The 19,251-nt window shown below is 35.7% G+C and carries 15 protein-coding genes; 13 read left to right on the top strand and 2 right to left on the bottom strand.

What is annotated here, in order from left to right; genetic code table 11:
• Window positions 1–262 precede the first annotated feature (262 nt).
• Both ACFPM4_RS07375 and ACFPM4_RS07380 read right to left on the bottom strand, forming a co-directional pair.
• A complete protein-coding gene (locus tag ACFPM4_RS07375; protein ID WP_382349582.1) occupies window positions 263–1,723 on the bottom strand; it encodes an IS1182 family transposase in 1,461 nt (486 codons plus the stop codon).
• A 416-nt stretch (window positions 1,724–2,139) separates the two neighbouring features.
• Window positions 2,140–2,697: a DUF4256 domain-containing protein gene (locus tag ACFPM4_RS07380; protein ID WP_144923464.1), complete on the bottom strand. Its 558-nt coding sequence runs from the start codon at window positions 2,695–2,697 to the stop codon at window positions 2,140–2,142.
• Window positions 2,698–3,017: 320 nt separating this feature from the next.
• On the opposite strand from ACFPM4_RS07380, the gene ACFPM4_RS07385 reads away from it, so the two are divergent.
• The 13 genes from ACFPM4_RS07385 (at window position 3,018) to ACFPM4_RS07445 (ending at window position 19,176) form a co-directional block, all read left to right on the top strand.
• Window positions 3,018–4,388 carry an ABC transporter substrate-binding protein gene (locus ACFPM4_RS07385; RefSeq protein WP_382349586.1) on the top strand — a complete coding sequence of 457 codons (1,371 nt, stop codon included), beginning with the start codon at window positions 3,018–3,020 and terminating at the stop codon, window positions 4,386–4,388.
• A gap of 132 nt (window positions 4,389–4,520) precedes the next feature.
• Window positions 4,521–5,951, top strand: a complete 1,431-nt coding sequence (locus tag ACFPM4_RS07390; protein WP_382349589.1) for a sulfatase family protein — start codon at window positions 4,521–4,523, stop codon at window positions 5,949–5,951.
• Window positions 5,952–6,038: 87 nt separating this feature from the next.
• Window positions 6,039–6,773, top strand: a complete 735-nt coding sequence (locus tag ACFPM4_RS07395; RefSeq protein ID WP_382349592.1) for a sulfite exporter TauE/SafE family protein — start codon at window positions 6,039–6,041, stop codon at window positions 6,771–6,773.
• Between the two features lie 43 nt (window positions 6,774–6,816).
• The gene (locus tag ACFPM4_RS07400; protein WP_144923477.1) at window positions 6,817–7,695 is read left to right on the top strand and encodes an SMP-30/gluconolactonase/LRE family protein; all 879 of its coding nucleotides are present in this window, start codon (window positions 6,817–6,819) and stop codon (window positions 7,693–7,695) included.
• Between the two features lie 262 nt (window positions 7,696–7,957).
• A complete protein-coding gene (locus ACFPM4_RS07405) occupies window positions 7,958–8,581 on the top strand; it encodes a chromate transporter (RefSeq protein WP_144923481.1) in 624 nt (207 codons plus the stop codon).
• Between the two features lie 4 nt (window positions 8,582–8,585).
• The gene (locus ACFPM4_RS07410; RefSeq protein ID WP_144923484.1) at window positions 8,586–9,125 is read left to right on the top strand and encodes a chromate transporter; all 540 of its coding nucleotides are present in this window, start codon (window positions 8,586–8,588) and stop codon (window positions 9,123–9,125) included.
• Between the two features lie 41 nt (window positions 9,126–9,166).
• Window positions 9,167–10,387, top strand: coding sequence for an ROK family protein (locus ACFPM4_RS07415; RefSeq protein WP_382349597.1), 1,221 nt, complete (start codon window positions 9,167–9,169; stop codon window positions 10,385–10,387).
• Window positions 10,388–10,418: 31 nt separating this feature from the next.
• Window positions 10,419–11,360 (top strand): formylglycine-generating enzyme family protein, encoded by a 942-nt coding sequence (locus ACFPM4_RS07420; RefSeq protein ID WP_144923490.1) that lies wholly within the window; start codon window positions 10,419–10,421, stop codon window positions 11,358–11,360.
• A gap of 109 nt (window positions 11,361–11,469) precedes the next feature.
• A complete protein-coding gene (locus tag ACFPM4_RS07425) occupies window positions 11,470–13,683 on the top strand; it encodes a helix-turn-helix domain-containing protein (protein WP_382349601.1) in 2,214 nt (737 codons plus the stop codon).
• A gap of 39 nt (window positions 13,684–13,722) precedes the next feature.
• Window positions 13,723–15,261: a sulfatase family protein gene (locus ACFPM4_RS07430; RefSeq protein ID WP_382349604.1), complete on the top strand. Its 1,539-nt coding sequence runs from the start codon at window positions 13,723–13,725 to the stop codon at window positions 15,259–15,261.
• Between the two features lie 345 nt (window positions 15,262–15,606).
• Window positions 15,607–16,572 (top strand): ABC transporter permease, encoded by a 966-nt coding sequence (locus ACFPM4_RS07435; RefSeq protein WP_318281022.1) that lies wholly within the window; start codon window positions 15,607–15,609, stop codon window positions 16,570–16,572.
• A gap of 24 nt (window positions 16,573–16,596) precedes the next feature.
• Window positions 16,597–17,496, top strand: a complete 900-nt coding sequence (locus ACFPM4_RS07440) for a carbohydrate ABC transporter permease (protein ID WP_382349608.1) — start codon at window positions 16,597–16,599, stop codon at window positions 17,494–17,496.
• 27 nt (window positions 17,497–17,523) lie between these two features.
• Window positions 17,524–19,176: an ABC transporter substrate-binding protein gene (locus ACFPM4_RS07445; RefSeq protein WP_382349611.1), complete on the top strand. Its 1,653-nt coding sequence runs from the start codon at window positions 17,524–17,526 to the stop codon at window positions 19,174–19,176.
• Window positions 19,177–19,251 lie beyond the last annotated feature (75 nt).

Below are 19,251 nucleotides of genomic sequence, written 5' to 3' on the forward strand. Positions count from 1 at the left end.
AAATTAATAGTTAAAAGAAAAAGGAAGATTGAAATCTAGGGTGATTATAAGTTACTACTATAATAAGTGGGATATTCATGTATTATTTATTTAGTAGTATTTATACAATGTTGATTGTAGCGAAAGGTGTGAGACTCCTGCGGGATAAACGGGAGGGCACTGAAAATCTTTCATATTTTTGTTTATTATAGTAGTTGATGGCAAAAAAAGGGCAATTTCCCACTGTTTTAAGAGGGAAATTGCCTTACTATGCCGCTATTTTTTAGTCTTTTTCACTTAGCAATTTTATAATTCGCTTTAGATTGACAGCGAATATTGTCGTTGCTCCTTGGACTTGCAAACCAAATAAACCCGCAGATGATGCTATATCATACCCGTGTCTGTGTTTTAACTCACTATTTTTGGCTTCAATTTTATACCGAGACTTCGCTAAGTTCTTAAACTCTTCTGTGTTTTGAAAAGCTTCCTGCTCAGTATGTTCTTTGGATTTAATAGTTACATAGTAGGACTTCGTTTTCGCTCCCTCTTTATAACATCCATCACGAAGTGGACAGACTTTACACTTTTCTACATCAAATGTGTATCTGATTCTTGGACTTTTCTTTTCTCCATCTCCTTTGTTGTATTTTTTACCAGTTGCTAAGTGACCTGCCTTACACACGTACAATCCAGCATCTTTATTAAATTCAAACTCTTTTTCTTTTGTTCGTGTTCCATGTGTTATGATGGGATGCAATTTAGAAACGAGAGTTAGTTCTTTTTCATTGGCATAGCTAATATTATCCTTCTCAGAATACGCAGTATCTCCAATAACTGTTTCAATTTCCATTCCTGTTGCTTGACTCTTCTGAACTAATTCCTGCAGGAATTTTCCATCACTTTTTTCACCTGTTGTCACAACTGCTGAAGTAATAATTCTTTCATCACTCATCGCAAGGTGCGTTTTAAAACCAAAAAAAGAAGAATCTGCAGATTTATGTCCTGTCTTGGCATCAGGATCATTGGAATAGCTAAGGTTTTCTTTGAAATCCTCCGTGACTTCTCTTAAAACATTTAACTTCTCTTTAACCGAAGGCACCTCTGCAATTTGTGGTTCTCCTTCAACAATTGAAATGATTTGATTACAGTAATCCAATTCATCTGCGATTTCATTAGAAGCTGGTTTTGCGGGGAATTTTTCTTTTACAGAGGCATCAATTTGATATACTGCTTTTCTAACATTTTTTGATTTCTCTTGTAAAAACTCTTTTGGTGATTTCTGATTATAACGAGATTTTGTATGTGTAGAGTCCACAATTATTGTTTTACTATTAATAATTCCGTGTTCCAATGCAATTTCAACCGATTTCCCTATAAGCATATCTAATAAACCCTCATCTGTAAGACGGAGTTTTCGGAATTTAGTCAGCGAGCTTGGATTGATGACTTTATCCTCGGGTGCCATATCGAGGAAATATTTAAACGACATATCATATTTTGATCGTTCTACTACATCGACATCAGATAAATCAAAAAATGATTTTAACAGTAGATATTTGAACATACGAATTGGAGGAACTGCGTTCCTTCCGTTATCAAGGCAATATTTTGTTTTCAATTCTTCGAATATAAAAGTAAAATCAACAAGTTCATTGATTTTACGTAACATATTATCTTTCGGTACAACTATGTCGTATATTGCCATGAATGGGCTTAAATTTAGAGACTCTTGGTTTGATAGCATTTGGAAGGTCACCTACATATAATTAGTATCTTTATTATAAAGTAAAAAAGCAGTAGAAAGTTCGATTTATTTGAACTTTCTACTGCAAAATTAGTGACTTTTTCAGTGCCCTCATAAACGGTAGCCGGAAGACCCCGCAGGTGCGTTTAGCACCGTGGAGGCTTCCGAACCTTGTCTAGTTAAATGCGCCATCGGCTCGAGGTCAAATAACCTGATTCAATGAAAGGTAAAGAACACCTTTCTTTGAATTAGAACATTTGCTTGTCGCCGATAGGCAGGCGCATCACACTTTTCTTTGCCCGCGGAAAGCGAACGCCTGTAGCGGAAATCAACAGTCAATATACTAAGAATTAACTAAAATTAGCCAAAAAGTCTATGAACTAATATTTTTTGAACACCCATGTTTTTGTTAAAAGTTATACCGTTAATGCTCCCCTAAATCCTCTAGAACCATAATAGGAATCCGCTCCATTATGGTACACAAATACTGTGTCATAGCGACGATCACAAAAGATAGCTCCGCCTAATTTTCGAATGTTTTCTGGTGTCTTCACCCAAGTGGAAGTTTTCAGATCGAATTCCCCAAGCTCCTGCAACTCACGATATTGTTCCTCAGTTAATATTTCAATCCCCATTTCAGAAGCCATATCCATTGCACTAGTTTCTGGCTTGTGTTTCTTCCGAGCTTCTAATGCTGCACGATCATAACAAACACTTCTTCTGCCTTTTGGACTCTCCTTTGCACAATCGTAAAAGATGAATTGACCATCTTTTTGAGCAACAACATCTGGTTCACCGCCGGTTCTTTCCATTTCCTGCAGCGACCATAGTTTTTCTGGGTTAGCTTCTAATCTTTCTTGAACATCTGCCCATTCAATTCCTTGATGGCGATTCATATTTAACTCAAATCGAGCTTTCAATACTTTCAGCAATTGTTCTTTTTCATCTTGTGATAACACTTTTTTATTACTCATTTATAAAAGATATCCTCCTTGTCAAGACAGTATTAACTATTATAAAGAATAACGTAATCAAGTTAATCTTACAAACTGTCCCTACATAGAGCGATTTATTACTTACTGAATATGGTAATTCTAACAAATTAACAAGGATATCCCTAACAAATTAACATTCTTTAAATACATGATATCCAATAAAGTTAGTAGTAAGTTTAAATGGCAATTTTAATAGGGAGGAATAGGGGGGAGTTCATATGTGCCATTTTAAATTTCTGAATTATCTAATTTGTATGCGCTAACAGTCTGCTGTGAAAAAGTAAAAGGGGATGAAAAAGATGAAGAAATATGCGAAAGTCTTTCTGTTCTTATTACTATTGTTTTTGGTATTGGCTGGGTGTTCTAAGGGAAGTAGTACAACGGAAGGAGATTCGGATACGAATAAAGGCAATGAAGAGGATGGCAACAAACCACAATTTGAATATTCTTTTGACTCTACTATTTCAGGAGATGTAACATTTTGGATTTTTGGTACTGAACAAGTATATAGAGATATCATTACAGAGTTTAACAAGGTGTATCCTGATGTGAATGTAAAGTTAGTGCCGTTGAATGGTGCAGATTTACATAATAATCTGCAAACTACATTGGCAACTGGTAGTGGAGCTCCAGACGTTGCCCAGGTGAATCAAGGGAATTTCCCAAGATATATAATGGATGACTTATTGGTAGATTTATTACAACCTCCATACAATGCTGGAAAATATAAGGAGTTAGTTTCTGAGTATAGTTGGGAACGCTGGAAGTCTATAGATGGTGAACAACTGTTAGGGATGCCTTGGGATGTAACGGCAGGTGTATTTTATTATCGCCAAGATTTATATGATGAAATGGGACTTCCAAGCGATCCAGAAGATTTAGGGGAATACTTGCAAGATCCGAATAATCATTTAGAAGCAGCTAAAACATTTGCTGCAAATGATATTTATATGTTGCAATGGCGAGATACGCCTGCAGTACACTATGGAGATACGCTCGGCTATTTTGATAGTGAGTTTAATTATCTTCGAAATGATGAAAAAATGGCAGATCTTCTTGACTTTGTTAAACAAGGTATTCAAATAGGTTGGGCACCCCAAATGAATGTGCTTGGTACAGATGAAGGAAAACAATTAGTGAATCAAGGAAAAGTAGCTTCTTTCCCACTTGGTAGTTTTGGTGCTCGTGAATTGAAGAATGTTTTTCCAGATCAAGCAGGAAAGTGGAGAGCAACAAAGATGCCACTCGGTATAAATGTTGGGCTAGGAGGTTCAACTTTTGTTATTCCTTCCCAAAGTAATAATAAAGATGCTGCATGGGCATTAGTAGAATGGATGATGACTGCGGAAGAAGCATGGAAAGTGTTCTCCGTAAACTCTGTACAATCTGCGTGGAAGCATATTGCAGAAATGCCTTGGTATCAAGAACGTGAAAATGAGTTCCTTGGTGGTCAACAAGATTTCAAATTGTATGACTCAATTGACGATAACATACCAGTTAGGAGATTTACCCCACTTGATAATCAAGCATGGCAAATTTATATTGATGGGCTGAATGAGTCAATTAATAACAATATCGACTCAAAAACAATACTAAACCAAATTGAATCAGATACATTAAAACAACTAGGTACGGAAATAGAGGAACTAAAAGCGAAAATGAATAACTAATTAGTAGAGAAGAATCCAAGTATGGGTTCTTCTTTTCTCATTAATTTGAATTTTCCCTACCTATTCTATATGAGTTTAGTATAATAATAGAAGGTAAGCGTTTTACTAATTAGAGATGGGGTGTAAGTAAAGATGCAACCAAATATTTTATGGATTTGTACAGACCAACAGCGTTTCGATACGCTTGGCTGTTATGGAAACTCTTTTGTTCGGACTCCTAATATTGATCGATTAGCGGAAAATGGCGCGCTTTTTGAAAACGCATACTGCCAATCCACGATTTGTTCTCCGAGTAGAACGAGTTTTCTAACAGGAAGGTACCCACGTACTACAAAGTGTATGCAAAACGGGCAGAACATCCCGGAAAATGAAGTGTTAATTTCTCGTTTATTGAGTGAAGCGGGTTATACATGTGGGTTATCAGGAAAGTTCCATTTATCCGCTTGTCATCCGTCTGTAAGTAAAGGAATGGAAAGACGAATAAATGATGGTTATGATCTCTTCCATTGGTCCCATCATCCTGGAGAAGACTGGCCGGTAAATGAGTATTCTAATTGGTTAAGGTCAAAAGGAAAGGAATATAAACAGGAGAAAATTGCAGAATGTAACCATGTGGTGTACGGACCAGATGCTGAAGACCATCAAGCAACATGGTGTGCAAATAAAGCAATTGAATTTATAGAAGCACATGAACATAGGCAGCAACCTTGGTTGTTTTCGGTTAATATTTTTGCACCACATCATCCATTTGATCCACCGAAGAGTTATCTAAAACGTTATTTAGACATATTAGATGATATACCCGAACCTAATTATGTTGAAGGTGAACTAAATGATAAACCTGAGGTTCAAAAACGGGATCATCGAGGCGCATATGCCAATCCTAATCTCTATCCTTATTGTAATATGAGTGATTTGGATCATAAGTATACACGTGCAGCATATTGGGCAATGTGTGATTTAATCGATGACCAAGTTGGTAGAATGATGGAGACACTTGAAAAAACAGGTCAATTGGAAAATACAATTGTTATATTTATGTCAGACCATGGAGAATTGCTCGGTGACCATGGAATTTACTTAAAGGGACCACACTTTTATGAAGAATCTGTTCATGTGCCTTTGATTATTTCCTATCCTGAAAAAATAAAAGAAAATAAACGGGAATCAGCATTAGTAGAATTAATTGATCTTGCACCTACTTTATTAGAAGCAGCAGGGATAGATAAGTATCCTGGTATGCAAGGGAAGTCGCTGTGGCCATTAATTCAAGGTGAAGAACACAATCATCGAGAAGATGTATATTGTGAAGTGAATGAGGCAAGGGTTGTTGGGAATACACTTGGCAACGGGTCGATGATTCGCACGAAATCACATAAATTAGTTGTTCATCAAGGTAAGAATGAAGGAGAACTATATGATTTAGAATCAGATCCAACCGAAACAATTAATCTATGGAATAGTAAAGAACACTTGCATATGAAGTATGAAATGATGGAGCGGTTAACGAGAAGATTAATTGATATGACAGACCCGCTTCCACCTAAAATTGCGCCATGGTGATGTATTCACTTCAATAAGTATTAAAAGTACTTCCTATATGTTTTTCCTAAGGTCATCATTCATGTTTCGAGGAAGTAGGTTCATCATTTGTTTGATATTGTATTGATATTATTTGTTTTATTTATTGGTAGTTTTGTACAAGGTATAAGTGGTTTTGGTCTTGGACTAGTTTCCATGGGATTACTATCGATTTTTTTATCGGTTAAGGATAGCACGCTTATACTGTTAACATTAACTGTTATCCTTTCTAGTCATGTTTTATTAAAATTACGCAACTATATTATTTGGAAAGATATTGTTCCATTACTAATTGGCTCCTTAGTAGGTAGAGTACTTTCTTTTGTTTTTTTATTGTATTTTGGTGATACAACGGAAATGAAGAAAATGCTCGGTATCGTCTTAATTGGAATGGTCATATTTTTAATGGTTAAGCGTCATTCTGAAAAAGTAATAAATAATGCAAATCATCCTATAGCTCCACTTTTACTCGGATTAGTAGGCGGTTTTATTGGTGGAGCCTTTGCGGTCGGTGGTCCATTTTATGTACTGTATTTGTTAATGCGTTACGAGGATAAACGCCATTATCATGCTAATTTACAAACGACATTTATCTTTGTCAATGTGTTTACAATCTTACTCCATGGTTTCCAAGGCGATTTAACAAAAACGTATTTTATATATGTAATAGTTGGTTCCATTATTGTATGGATTGGTGCTAAATTAGGACTTAAGTGGTTTGAAAGGATGCCAATTCATGTGATACAAAAGCTAGTATATATCATTATCATACTAGCTGGACTAAATTTGATAATATTTTCATAGTCTCACAAGTACTAAATAAATAAAAGCGATGAGGTGGAAATGAATGCAATATGAAGTGGAGTTAGTGGTAGATGAGAGGGCTATTTTGGGGGAAGGTCCGACTTGGGATAGCGAAAAGAAGGTTTTATATTGGGTTGATATTTTAGGGCGGAAAATTCATTGTTATGATCCTACTACTCAAAATACAAAAACAATCACTTTAGATCAATATGTGGGAGCGGCAGTTCCTAATACTACAGGTGGTCTCGTTTTAGCATTACAGCATGGCTTTTATTCGATAGATTTGGAGACAGAGGAATTAACTCCAATCCATGATCCAGAAGAACATTTACCAAATAATCGTTTTAATGATGGGAAATGTGATGCAGCTGGGAGATTTTGGGCAGGTACGATGTCTTTAAGCGATGAAGCAAATGTGGGTAATTTTTATCGCTTAGATGTAGACCATAAAGTAAATAAAATGGTTGAAAATGTGACAACATCTAATGGAATTGCATGGAGTCCTGACAATAAAACGATGTATTATATTGACACTCCAACATGCGAAATTGTTGCATATGACTTTGATTTAGAAACAGGTTCGATTAGTAATAAGCGTGTCGCCATCAAACATCCAAAAGAAAGAGGATTTCCGGATGGAATGACAATTGATGCGGAAGGAATGTTATGGGTTGCTACTTGGAGTGGTGCTCAAGTTTGTAGGTGGAATCCACACACAGGTGAATTACTCGAATCCGTAAAGATTCCATCTCCACTTGTCACTTCATGTTGCTTCGGTGGGGATAATCTCGATGAATTATATATTACAACAGCACGTGTAGGATTAAATGAAAAAACACTTGAGCAATACCCACATGCAGGTAGCTTATTCAAAATAAAAACGAACGTAAAAGGACAACCGATGCATCCATTTCGGGGGTAACGGTATTTAGAAGAGACTTTCTCAAGGGAGAGTCTCTTTTTTTGTAGAGTTTTTATTTTGGAAGGGTTGTAGTATTTTGTATAGAAGTTTTTTCGCGATAGTGATGCAAATATTCAAGTACCTCAAATACTCGCGGAGCCGGTGCAATTTACCCTCGACTTAACATCTCCTCTTCAGCTTGCTATTTTTTATGACTTTTAACCAAAATGGATGAAAGTGTGCTACAATAACGATACATACATTGTGAAAAGGTTGTGAATGCATGAAAACAGATTGGAAGCTGATTCTCCAACTTTTTCTTTCATTTTTAAAGATTGGCCCAGTTACTTTTGGTGGTGGCTATGCGATGATACCGCTAATTGAACGTGAGGTTGTGACGAATAAAAAGTGGGTAAAAACGGAGGATGTAACGGACGTATTTGCGATAGCAGGATCTGCACCAGGTGCAATTGCGATTAATTCTGCGACCTTTATTGGTTATCGAATTGCTGGAATAAAAGGTGCGATCGCTGCACTTCTCGGGGTATTACTTCCGACTTTTACTATCGTCATTATTTTAAGTATGACATTTCTCTATGTACAAGATAATCGTTATGTAGATGCTGCCTTTCAAGGAATAAGGCCAGCGATTGTCGCGTTGATTGCATATGCAGGTTATAAAATTGGATTAACATCAATCTTCGATAAAACGACATTTGTAACAGCAATTGCTTCTATTCTTCTATTAACTTTCCTACCTATCCATCCTGCACTAATCATTGTGATTGGGATTGTAGCTGGGATTATGATCGTAAAAGTGAAGGCGGCTATGGGTTTCACTATTCATTATGATAAACATAGTAAATTAGAGAATGAACAAACTACTCCAGCACGAAAGGGGGCATGATCCTATGATACTATTAGAATTATTTTGGACTTTTATATTAATAGGCTTTGTCTCCTTTGGTGGCGGTTATGCAATGGTACCTGTAATTGAAGCAGAAGTAGTGAAGCATGGTTGGTTAACAACACAGGAATTTACGGATGCAATCGCAGTAGCAAGCATGTCTCCAGGTCCAATGGCAACGAACAGTGCTATTTTCGTAGGTTACAAGACAGCTGGAATTCCAGGAGCTATATTTTCAACTCTGGGCACAATATTACCATCGGTATTCATTATATTGATGATTGCCATCTTCTTTTATCGAATGAATGAACATCCGCTAGTAAAATCTGCTTTTTATGGATTGCGTCCAATTATTACTGGATTAATCATTTACGCAGCGATTAGTTTTGCAATATCCAATAATGTAATTGGGGCACTTAATTGGCATACCATTAGTTTGATGCTTATCTTTATTTCTTCATTAATAGCACTCATTCGATTTAAAATGCACCCAATTCTTGTCATTTTTATTTCTGGATTTATTGGAGTAATCGTATATTCATAGGAAATATCATGTAAAATGGTATTACGATGAAGAAAATATAGGTGATAAGATTGAATTTAAAAGAATTCTTATTAGATGATTCCATCAAAAATCGAACACTAAAAAGTGTGTATCAACTTATTCATGAACAGGGACCAATTTCAAAAGTAGAATTACTTCAGATGACGAAGTTAAAACAAACGACTTTAGTTAGAATGCTGGAGGAACTTATAGAAGCCAAAATGATTTATGAAAGTGGATTTGGCAAATCAAGCGGAGGAAGACCGCCTGTATTATATAAAATTGTCCCTAATCGTAGTAATTTAATTGGTATTGATATTTCAAGAACGCATATTACTGTAATGATTCTTGATTTAACATTTACGGTTATTGAAAAGCACTCTTTTCCTATGTCGAACACACATACACCTAATTTTGTTATCCAAGAGATTATTCGTATTATTCAAGACATGATGGAAAACCACAACCTCTCAATCTACGAAATCATTGGGATTGGAATTGGTTCAGTTGGGCCTATTGATCGTAAAGAAGGGCGCATCCTTACTCCAGAGTCTTTCCCGGCACAAGGGTGGCATAATGTGTCCATTGTAAAGCAGTTAAAGGAAGCTTTTCCTGTAAAAATTGTACTAGAGAATGGTGCGAATACAGCTGCAATAGGAGAACATTGGAAAACCCAAAATGATAATAAACATATGCTATATACAATAAGTGGTGTCGGGCTACGCTGTGGGATGCTAATGAACGGTAAAGTTGTGCAAAACAATACAGGTGATGCGAGTTCATTTGGGCATATGATTATAGATATGAATGGCCGAAACTGTAGTTGTGGAAAACAAGGTTGTTTATTAGCATATATATCGTATGATGCGATGATAAAACGTTTAACTGAAATAGTACAAGCAGGAAGCCACACTGTCATTTTAGATTGGGTACATGGAAATATGGAGAAAATTACTTTTCAACACTTAGTAGATGCTGCAAAATTAGAAGATCCAGTATTAAACGAACTTCTAAAGGAGACAGCTATCTACTATGGCATAGGAATTGCAAACATCATCAATACGCTCCATCCAGAACATGTTATCTTAAGTGGTCCACTCCTATTTGAACATAAAACATATTTTAATGAAGTTGTTGAACAAGCTAAAAAGTACATCTATCCATATGAAGAACAAAAAGTAACATTTTCTAAAGGAATTTTAAAAGAGGATGCAGTTGCAGTAGGGGCAGCAATATACGCATTTCAATCATTTTTTGATTGAAAATTATATTAATGGGAAGGGAGCTATAAATATGAAATCTTGTTGTTCAGTATCAAGGGAGAATTTTGATGATAGTCATGAGAAGAAAGTATCAGTTCAAGGAAATGCGACCTTCTCTCAAAAAGATATGATATTTCTTGAAGGTGGAGAGTTCCTGATGGGCACGAATGATTCAGACGGTTTTCCTTCTGATGGAGAAGGTCCTGTTAGAAAAGTAGTAGTAGATCCATTTTATATCGATAAGTATGCAGTAACAAATGAACAGTTCGCACAGTTTGTAGAGGAAACGAACTATAAAACAGAAGCAGAACGTTTTGGCTGGTCATTCGTTTTCCACTTATTTTGTTCAGAAAAAATTTTACGAGATAATCCACAACGTGTGGCACAAGTTCCGTGGTGGGTACCTGTAAAAGGTGCATATTGGAATCAACCAGAAGGACCAGGTTCGAATATTGAAGATCGTCTCAATCATCCGGTAGTTCATGTATCTTGGAATGATGCTCAAGCTTATTGCGAATGGGCAGGAAAACGTCTGCCGACAGAAGCAGAATGGGAATTCGCAGCTAGAGGTGGACTAGAGCAAAAGAAATATCCTTGGGGTGATGAGCTGATCGTAAATGGTAAACACCGTTGTAATATATGGCAAGGAACTTTCCCTACCAAAAATACAAAACGCGACGGTTACATTGGGACATGCCCGGTTGATACGTATGAACCAAATGGGTACGGATTATACAATATGTCTGGAAACGTTTGGGAGTGGTGTGCAGATTGGTTTACTCCTAAATACCACTTGAGTAATGAAAATCATAATCCAAAGGGAGCCGAATCGGGAACAAACAGATCGATGCGTGGAGGCTCATACCTTTGTCACAAATCATACTGCAATCGCTATAGACTAGCTGCCCGCAGTTCCAATACACCCGACAGTTCCACTGGAAACATGGGATTTAGGTGTGTAGCAGACGCATAATTAAGAGATAGTGAGTCAATTGAAGACTCACTATCTTCAAAGGTGAAAATGAAAGCGTAATCACAATTTGCGTGGGATGTCTTTATATTCGTAATCAGGGGGACTATAAGTGGGAAAGAATCGTAAATATACCATATTTATTCGATTTCTTATTTCTTACATGGTGATTCTTATCTTTGCTTTAACAATTGGTGTCATTGCTCATCGCCAAACTTTAAAAGTGGTGGAAAGTGAAGGGAAAAATGCAACAATGGGCTTACTAAAGCAAAGTAAGGAAATATTGAATATGCGGTTAAGTGAAATAGAATCTATCGTCAAACAAATTGAAGATGATCCAAAAGTTCTTGCTTTTAATCGAATTCAAAATCCATATGTGGGCTCAAATACGTACAAGATTATTGATACAAAGAATAATTTATATGCCCATCAGTTAACAAATCAATTCATCTTTGATTACTTTCTATTTTTCAAAAACAGTAAAATCGCACTGAATAATAATCTTGTTACGACTTTACCAGACTTTTATAAATATACACTTCAACCCGCAAATCTTAAATATAATGATTGGTATAAAGAAATTATAGAGTCATATCATCAAAAACATATTATTCCTGCTCGTCCATTTCTCTATAAGGATAAACAGTTTTCCTTCATCACGTACCTACACTCATTAGGTTTGCCTACACATTTTAACTCAACCATTATGATAATGATAAATAATGATGAACTCATCAATTTGTTGCAGGAAGTAGATATTTCTGGTGGTGGATCCGTATATATTACTGATGAAAATAATAACATCATTACTTATGTCTCAGATGATGGTAAAGTTAATTCGATTATATCTGGTTTAGAAGAGGGAGAGGGAGTGGTAGAGAGGACCTTCCAAGATGAAAACATGATCGTCAGTTATACCACATCCGATTATAATGGTTGGAAATATGTTGCGGTGCAGCCTGTAAGTGTATTTATGGAAAAAGTGAATTATATAAATAAAATTACGATATCCATTATCATTCTTGCATTCATAGCCGGTTTACTCATTGCAATTTATATGGCAAATCGCAACGCAAAACCTGTAACTACTTTATTCTCCCAGCATGATGAACTACAAAAGAAATTACGAGATCAAATTCCGCTATTAAAAAATGCCTTCTTTGAAAGAATTCTTAAAGGAGAATTTACAACCAAGTATGAGATCAACTTATTTATGAATCATATTGGAATTAACTTAAAAGGAAAACAATATGTCGTAGCCATTATGTATTTAAGTGGACCTGATGAAATAACTGATAGTGATATGCTACGAAAATCTGATGTGAATCGTGTCATTGCGAAAGATGTTTTAAACAATATAATGGGGAATGAAGCTTTTTATCATGAATTAGATGAAAATAAAATCGCAATAATCGTTGCAGATAATAATAGTGGATCATTAAAGTTTAAAGATATATTAATTGGTTTATATCAACAAGTACATCAGGAATTAATGTTTGTTCACCATATTCAACCCATTTTTGCAATCGGTTCTACTTATCGGAATATAATTGACATTTCACGTTCTTATGATGAGGCAAGAATTGCATTGAATTTTTACAATCGTGGATATTCTAATGGATTTATCTGGTATGAGGATATTACAAAAGAAGAGAACAGCTTTTATTATCCTAGTGATGTCGAGTCGCGACTTATTAACAGTATTAAGGTAGGAAACGAACAAAATACAGAGGAATTATTAGCGGAATTATATAAAGAAAACTTCGAAAATAGACAACTATCTATATATATGCTCCGTATGTTTCTGTATGAAATGTGGGGAAGTATCGTTAAAATCTTAGACCAAGTAGTATTGGATGAAAAAATAAGTATAGAATATGAACAGTTTTTACCGGATAAAACAGAAACTGTTGAAGAAGTAAAAACTAATTTTTATGAAGTTGTTCAATCATATAAAAAGATTTGCGCAGCAATTAACATACAAAGAAGTAAAAATAATAAAAGATTAATAAATGATATCATCAATTATTTGAAAGAGAACTACAAAAACGTCAATCTTTCCTTGAGTCTGATTTCAGATAAGTTCAATCTCTCAGAGGCTCATGTCTCACGGATATTTAAAGAAAATACTGGTATGAATTTTTCAGAGTTCATGGAGAGTAGTAGATTAGAAAAAGCTGAAGAGATGTTAATAAACACGGATCTACCAGTTGGAGAGATTAGTAAATTGGTTGGATATAATTCTTCAAATACATTTGGTAGAGCATTCAAACGGAAAAATGGAATTAGTGCAACTGCGTATCGTAACTCAGTCAAGATCTCTTAACATTTTTATTAATATGAAACATACAGGGAGTGGTAACAATTGGAAAACAATAAACCCAATATCTTACTCATTCAAACAGATCAACAAACAGCTGAAACACTAGGGATTTATGGGAATCCCATCGTGCGCACACCGAATTTAGAACGGTTAGCGGAAAAAGGAATTGTATTTGAAAAGGCTTTTTGTAATTATCCTGCTTGCGCACCATCACGTTCATCTATGATGGCTGGTAGGTATACTTCAACGATACGCAACCATGCCAATCACATGTTATTAGATCCACTGGAAGTTTCATTACCTCAAGTATTAAAGAAAAATGGATATAAAACAGCTTTGATTGGAAAAAATCATGCGTTCATGGATGGTAATCAAGTCAATCGCTATCCATCCTCTCAGCAAGGTGATAAGCCTGATATTTTACATGAAGTATTTGATTTTGTACGCGAGGCTCAGCATGGACATATTGTCGAAGGATATGAACAGGATGAGGAAGTAAGAGCAGCTCATCAATGGGCAGTGGATAATTGTTGGAGTAGTCCATTAGGTCATGGCACAAATCCTGCTTCTTATAAAAAGTGCGGTACATATTTATTGGGGGAAACTGCTGTAAATTATTTGGAGCAAGCACAAAAAGAAGAAAATCCATTCTTCTTATGGCTTTCTTTCCCTGATCCGCATACTCCTTATCAGGCGCCAGAACCATATGCGAGTATGTATCATCCTGATGACGTTCCGCTCCCACCAAAAGATGATATGAGGAATAAGCCCGAGCGGCAAAAAGTAGCACATATTATGGATGCGATGGATCGGGCGGATGAGCAAACTATTCGTGAAGTCCGTGCAATCCATTATGGGATGATTAACTTCATTGATGATGCGATTGGTAGAGTTGTAGATAAATTGAAAAAGCTAGGAATTTTAGATAATACCTTCATTATTTTTACATCTGATCATGGCGATTCTATGGGAGCACACGGTCTGATTCAGAAGCACAATATGTTTTATGATTCCTTCACGCATGTTCCATTCATTGTTTCTTGGCCAGGAAAAGTGAAGGCACAACGTAGTAATCATTTAATTGAATTAATTGATATCATGCCTACTGTACTAGATGTGGCAGGGTGTGATATTCCGATTGGGGTTCAAGGTAAAAGTTTTGCACCGTATTTATTAGGAGAAGACTATGAACCAAGGGAATATGTTGTGATTGAAAGTGGAGAAGATGGAGAGCCATTTAAATTATCGGAAATTACAAAACGACCGGAACACCCCTTTGATGAAAGTTGTTTTGTTTGGTGTGCATGGCGAGAAGCATGGCTCGGTAAAGGAAAATCTATTCGTACGCATGACTGGAAATTGAATCTATATACAAATGGTGAAGGAGAATTGTATGATCTTCGCAATGATCCACATGAATTAAATAATTTGTTTGATTCTAAAAAACATGAACAGATTATCATAGAACTAGAGCGGAAACTACTTAGATGGAGTATAGATAAGGAAGATAAAGCACCTGAGAATAGAACGGTAGGACTAAATTATCGAGAAAAATATGCTTCCAAAGTAGTGACAGATTAATAGTATAAAAAATCATTTTGGAGCTTTCTAAAAACGGATCGTTTTGAAAGCTCTATTTTTGATTTTAATGTAAAGTCCCATGAAATAAGGGTTTACACGTGTGTATATCAACAAATGCACACGATTTTTTTATTGCATAATAGCAAATATCAATAAATGCACACACCATTTTTTCTTCCTATTTACGATTGATGGAGACGTGCATAATAATAAAAATATCAACTCCTGCCTATTGTTTCGATGCAGAGAGTTTAATTGAAATGATATTTGATTTAAGGGGGAATGGTATTTTGTAAGCGTTTTAAAAAGGTGATGCTAATTCAATGAAAAGGAGGTAATAGAGGATTGAGCAATACAAATGTACAACTTCAAAAGGGAAAAAGTGAAGTTAAAATTCAAAAACAGAAAAAGTTTTGGAGGGAAGTAAGAAATAGCTGGCAGTTATATGTGCTGTTTGCTTTACCTCTCTTATATATCTTGGTCTTTAAGTATTATCCAATGTATGGGGCATCAATTGCATTTAAGAATTTTAGTCCAATTCTAGGTATTACGGATAGTCCTTGGGTTGGTTTTGATCACTTTAAACGTTTTTTTGAATCATATGAGTTTGTCCGAGTTTTAAAAAATACATTGCTATTAAGTTTATATCAATTAGTCGCAGGCTTTCCTTTTCCAATTATTTTAGCCCTTAGCTTGAACTACGTCATGCATAGTAAGTTTAAGAAATCAGTGCAGATGATTACGTATGCACCGCACTTTATCTCAGTAGTGGTGATGGTTGGTATTATTCTATTAATTTTAGAGCCAAGAGGTCCGTTAAATGACCTCCTTGCATTGTTAGGAATGGAACGAATTCATTTTATGGGAGAAGCTTCTCTCTTTAAGTCCATATTTGTTTGGTCTGGGATTTGGCAGAATGTTGGTTTTGGTTGCATTATTTATCTTGCTGCATTATCGAGTGTTAGTCCCGAACTACATGAAGCAGCGGTTGTAGATGGTGCTAGTAAATTACAACGCATATGGCATATTGATATTCCTAGTATTCTTCCGATTACCATCATTTTGTTGATATTGGATATGGGGAATATTTTAGACACGGGATTTGAGAAGGTATTATTGATGCAAAATAACTTAAATTTATCTACATCCGAAGTGATTGATACGTATGTGTATAAAGTAGGGTTAATTGCCGCTCTCCCTCAGTATTCCTACGCTGCAGCAATCGGTATTTTTAAAGCAGTTATTGCTTTAATACTTATTGCAGGAGCTAATAAATTATCGAAAAAGGTAGGTCAAGAAAGCTTATGGTAATCAGGAAGGGAGGAGAATAAAAGCATGAATCCTAGAATTGCAGAAACTAAAGGAGATAGAGTTTTTACGTACATTAACTATACTTTTCTTGGACTCTTAACACTCTTAGTACTATACCCATTGATATATATTCTAAGTGCATCTTTTAGTTCAACTGAGGCAGTTGCAGCAGGAAGGGTTTGGTTATTCCCAGTAGATTTTAGTTTAAAAGGCTATGAAACAGTTTTTAATTATGATTTAATCTGGACTGGCTATGCAAATTCACTTTTTTATACGATTGTCGGAACAACGATTAATATTGCTTTAACAATTATGGCGGCGTATCCATTATCGAGACCTGATTTTAAAGGAAGAAACTTTTTCATGTTTCTATTCTTCTTCACGATGTTATTTAATGGAGGTTTAATTCCAACCTATTTATTAGTTAAAGATTTAGATTTGTTGAATACAAGGTGGGCATTAATCATTCCAAATGCAATGTCTGTATTTAATGTGATCATTGCGAGAACGTATTTTAAAATGACCATCCCTAAAGAATTGTTAGAATCAGCAAAACTAGAAGGTTGTGATGATTTTCGTTTCATTAGAAGTGTTGTACTCCCACTCTCTGGCCCAATTATTGCAGTAATTGCCCTATTTTATGCAGTAGGTCATTGGAATGCATATTTTAATGCGTTAATTTATTTGCGTGACCAAGCTTTGTATCCGCTACAGTTAGTATTACAAAATATATTGGTTCAAAGTCAGATTGATCCAGAAATGATGGGAAGCATCGATGTAGAGACACAGCAACAATTGCTAGGTTTAGAGCAACTATTAAAATACTCGCTTATTGTAGTTGCATCGTTACCAGTGTTAATTATGTATCCATTTGTACAGAAACACTTTGTTAAGGGAGTTATGATAGGTTCCATTAAAGAGTAACGTCTTGAAAATAAGGAGGTTTTATGAATGATAAATCGACTATTACCAGCCTTTGTTTTACTGATATCAACGATGCTAATTTTGACGGGATGCTTTGGGAATTCAAAAAAAACAGATAACCGAAGTGCTAAGGATGTAAAAGTTAATGCTGCAGGTGTCTTACCTATTGTAGACGAAAAAGTTACACTAAATGTCCTTATTCATGGGCAAGCAAATGTAGAGGATTTCGCAACAAATGAATTTACCAAATGGTATGAAGAACAAACGAATGTTCATCTGAACTTTGAAGTTGTTGGTCCAAAGGGAGCACAAGAACAGTTAAACCTTATTATGTCTTCCGGTGATTACCCTGATGTCATTATAGGATTTGGTATATCAGCTACAAAGCAAATGGTATATGGGAAACAAGGTGTTTTTATACCACTTAATGATTTGATAGAAAAGTATGGTCATGGAACGAAGGAGATGTTTAAGGAACTACCTAGAGCAGAAGAAATAATTACAGCACCAGACGGAAATATTTATGGTTTACCTTTTATTGGACATAATCCACACACTTTTTATCCTCACAAAATGTGGATTTATGAACCTTGGTTAGAAAAACTAAATCTCGACATGCCGACTACAACAGAGGAATTTTATGAAGTGTTAAAAGCGTTTAAGACACAGGATCCTAACGGAAACGGAAAAGCGGATGAAATTCCTTTTGCGGCAGCGACGACTGGCTGGAACTCGCAAATTGATAACTTTCTAATGAATTCATTTGTATATACAAATAAAGCTACGAATAGCTACATGATGCTTGAAAACGGGAAAATTGATGTTTCATTTACTCAGCCAGGCTGGAAAGAAGGCCTTAAATTTATGAATCGATTATATGAGGAAGGATTGTTAGCTCCTGAATCTTTTACACAGGACATGGAGCAATTACGGAGATTGGGCGAAAATCCTGACGTACCAATACTTGGAGCAGCTCCTGGAGGAACGATGGAGTTTACTCAAATAAATGGTTCAAGTGGGAGATGGAAAGAATATAAACCAATGGCACCATTAAAGGGTCCAACAGGTCTTCAAGTGGCACCTACATCATTGAGGATTGATTCTAATGCTGCATTTGTTATTACGAAAGATTGTCCATATCCAGAAGTTGCATTTCGCTGGGCAGATTTTATGTATACGAAAGAAGCAACAATCAGAAATGATAACGGTATGTTTGAAGAGCATTGGGTTTGGGCAGAAGAGGGAGATATCGGATTAAATGGAAAACCGGCCACTTGGAAGCGAATCTATCAACCTAGTAGTAGTGGTACTGTTCAAAATCATGAGTGGGAACATACTGGTCCTATCTATAATTCTCGTGAAATATGGGAGGGACTTGCAATTGAGGAAGGTGGTTTAGAAGATATTCTTTATAAAGCAACGGTAGAACATTATGAACCATACGGAAAAAACGATGATAAGTTTGTACCTCCTCTTTTCTTTGATGAAGTTCAAGCGGCAGAATTAGCTACAATAGAGCAGACAATACGGGACCATGTCTCAGAGATGCAAGCACGCTTCATCACTGGGGATGCTGATATTGAAAAAGATTGGGATAAGTACTTAAAAACATTGGAAGGAATGAATTTGAATAGGTTTATAGAAATCTACCAAGAAGCGTACGATGCAAAATATAAATGAACCTGATATGGAGGGGATAGTATGCTAATTAGGCTATCCCTCAAAAAAAGTTTGTAAAATCAATAGAAGGTGGCA

Source organism: Lederbergia graminis (assembly GCF_042655485.1).
Lineage (GTDB): Bacteria > Bacillota > Bacilli > Bacillales > Bacillaceae_C > Lederbergia > Lederbergia graminis.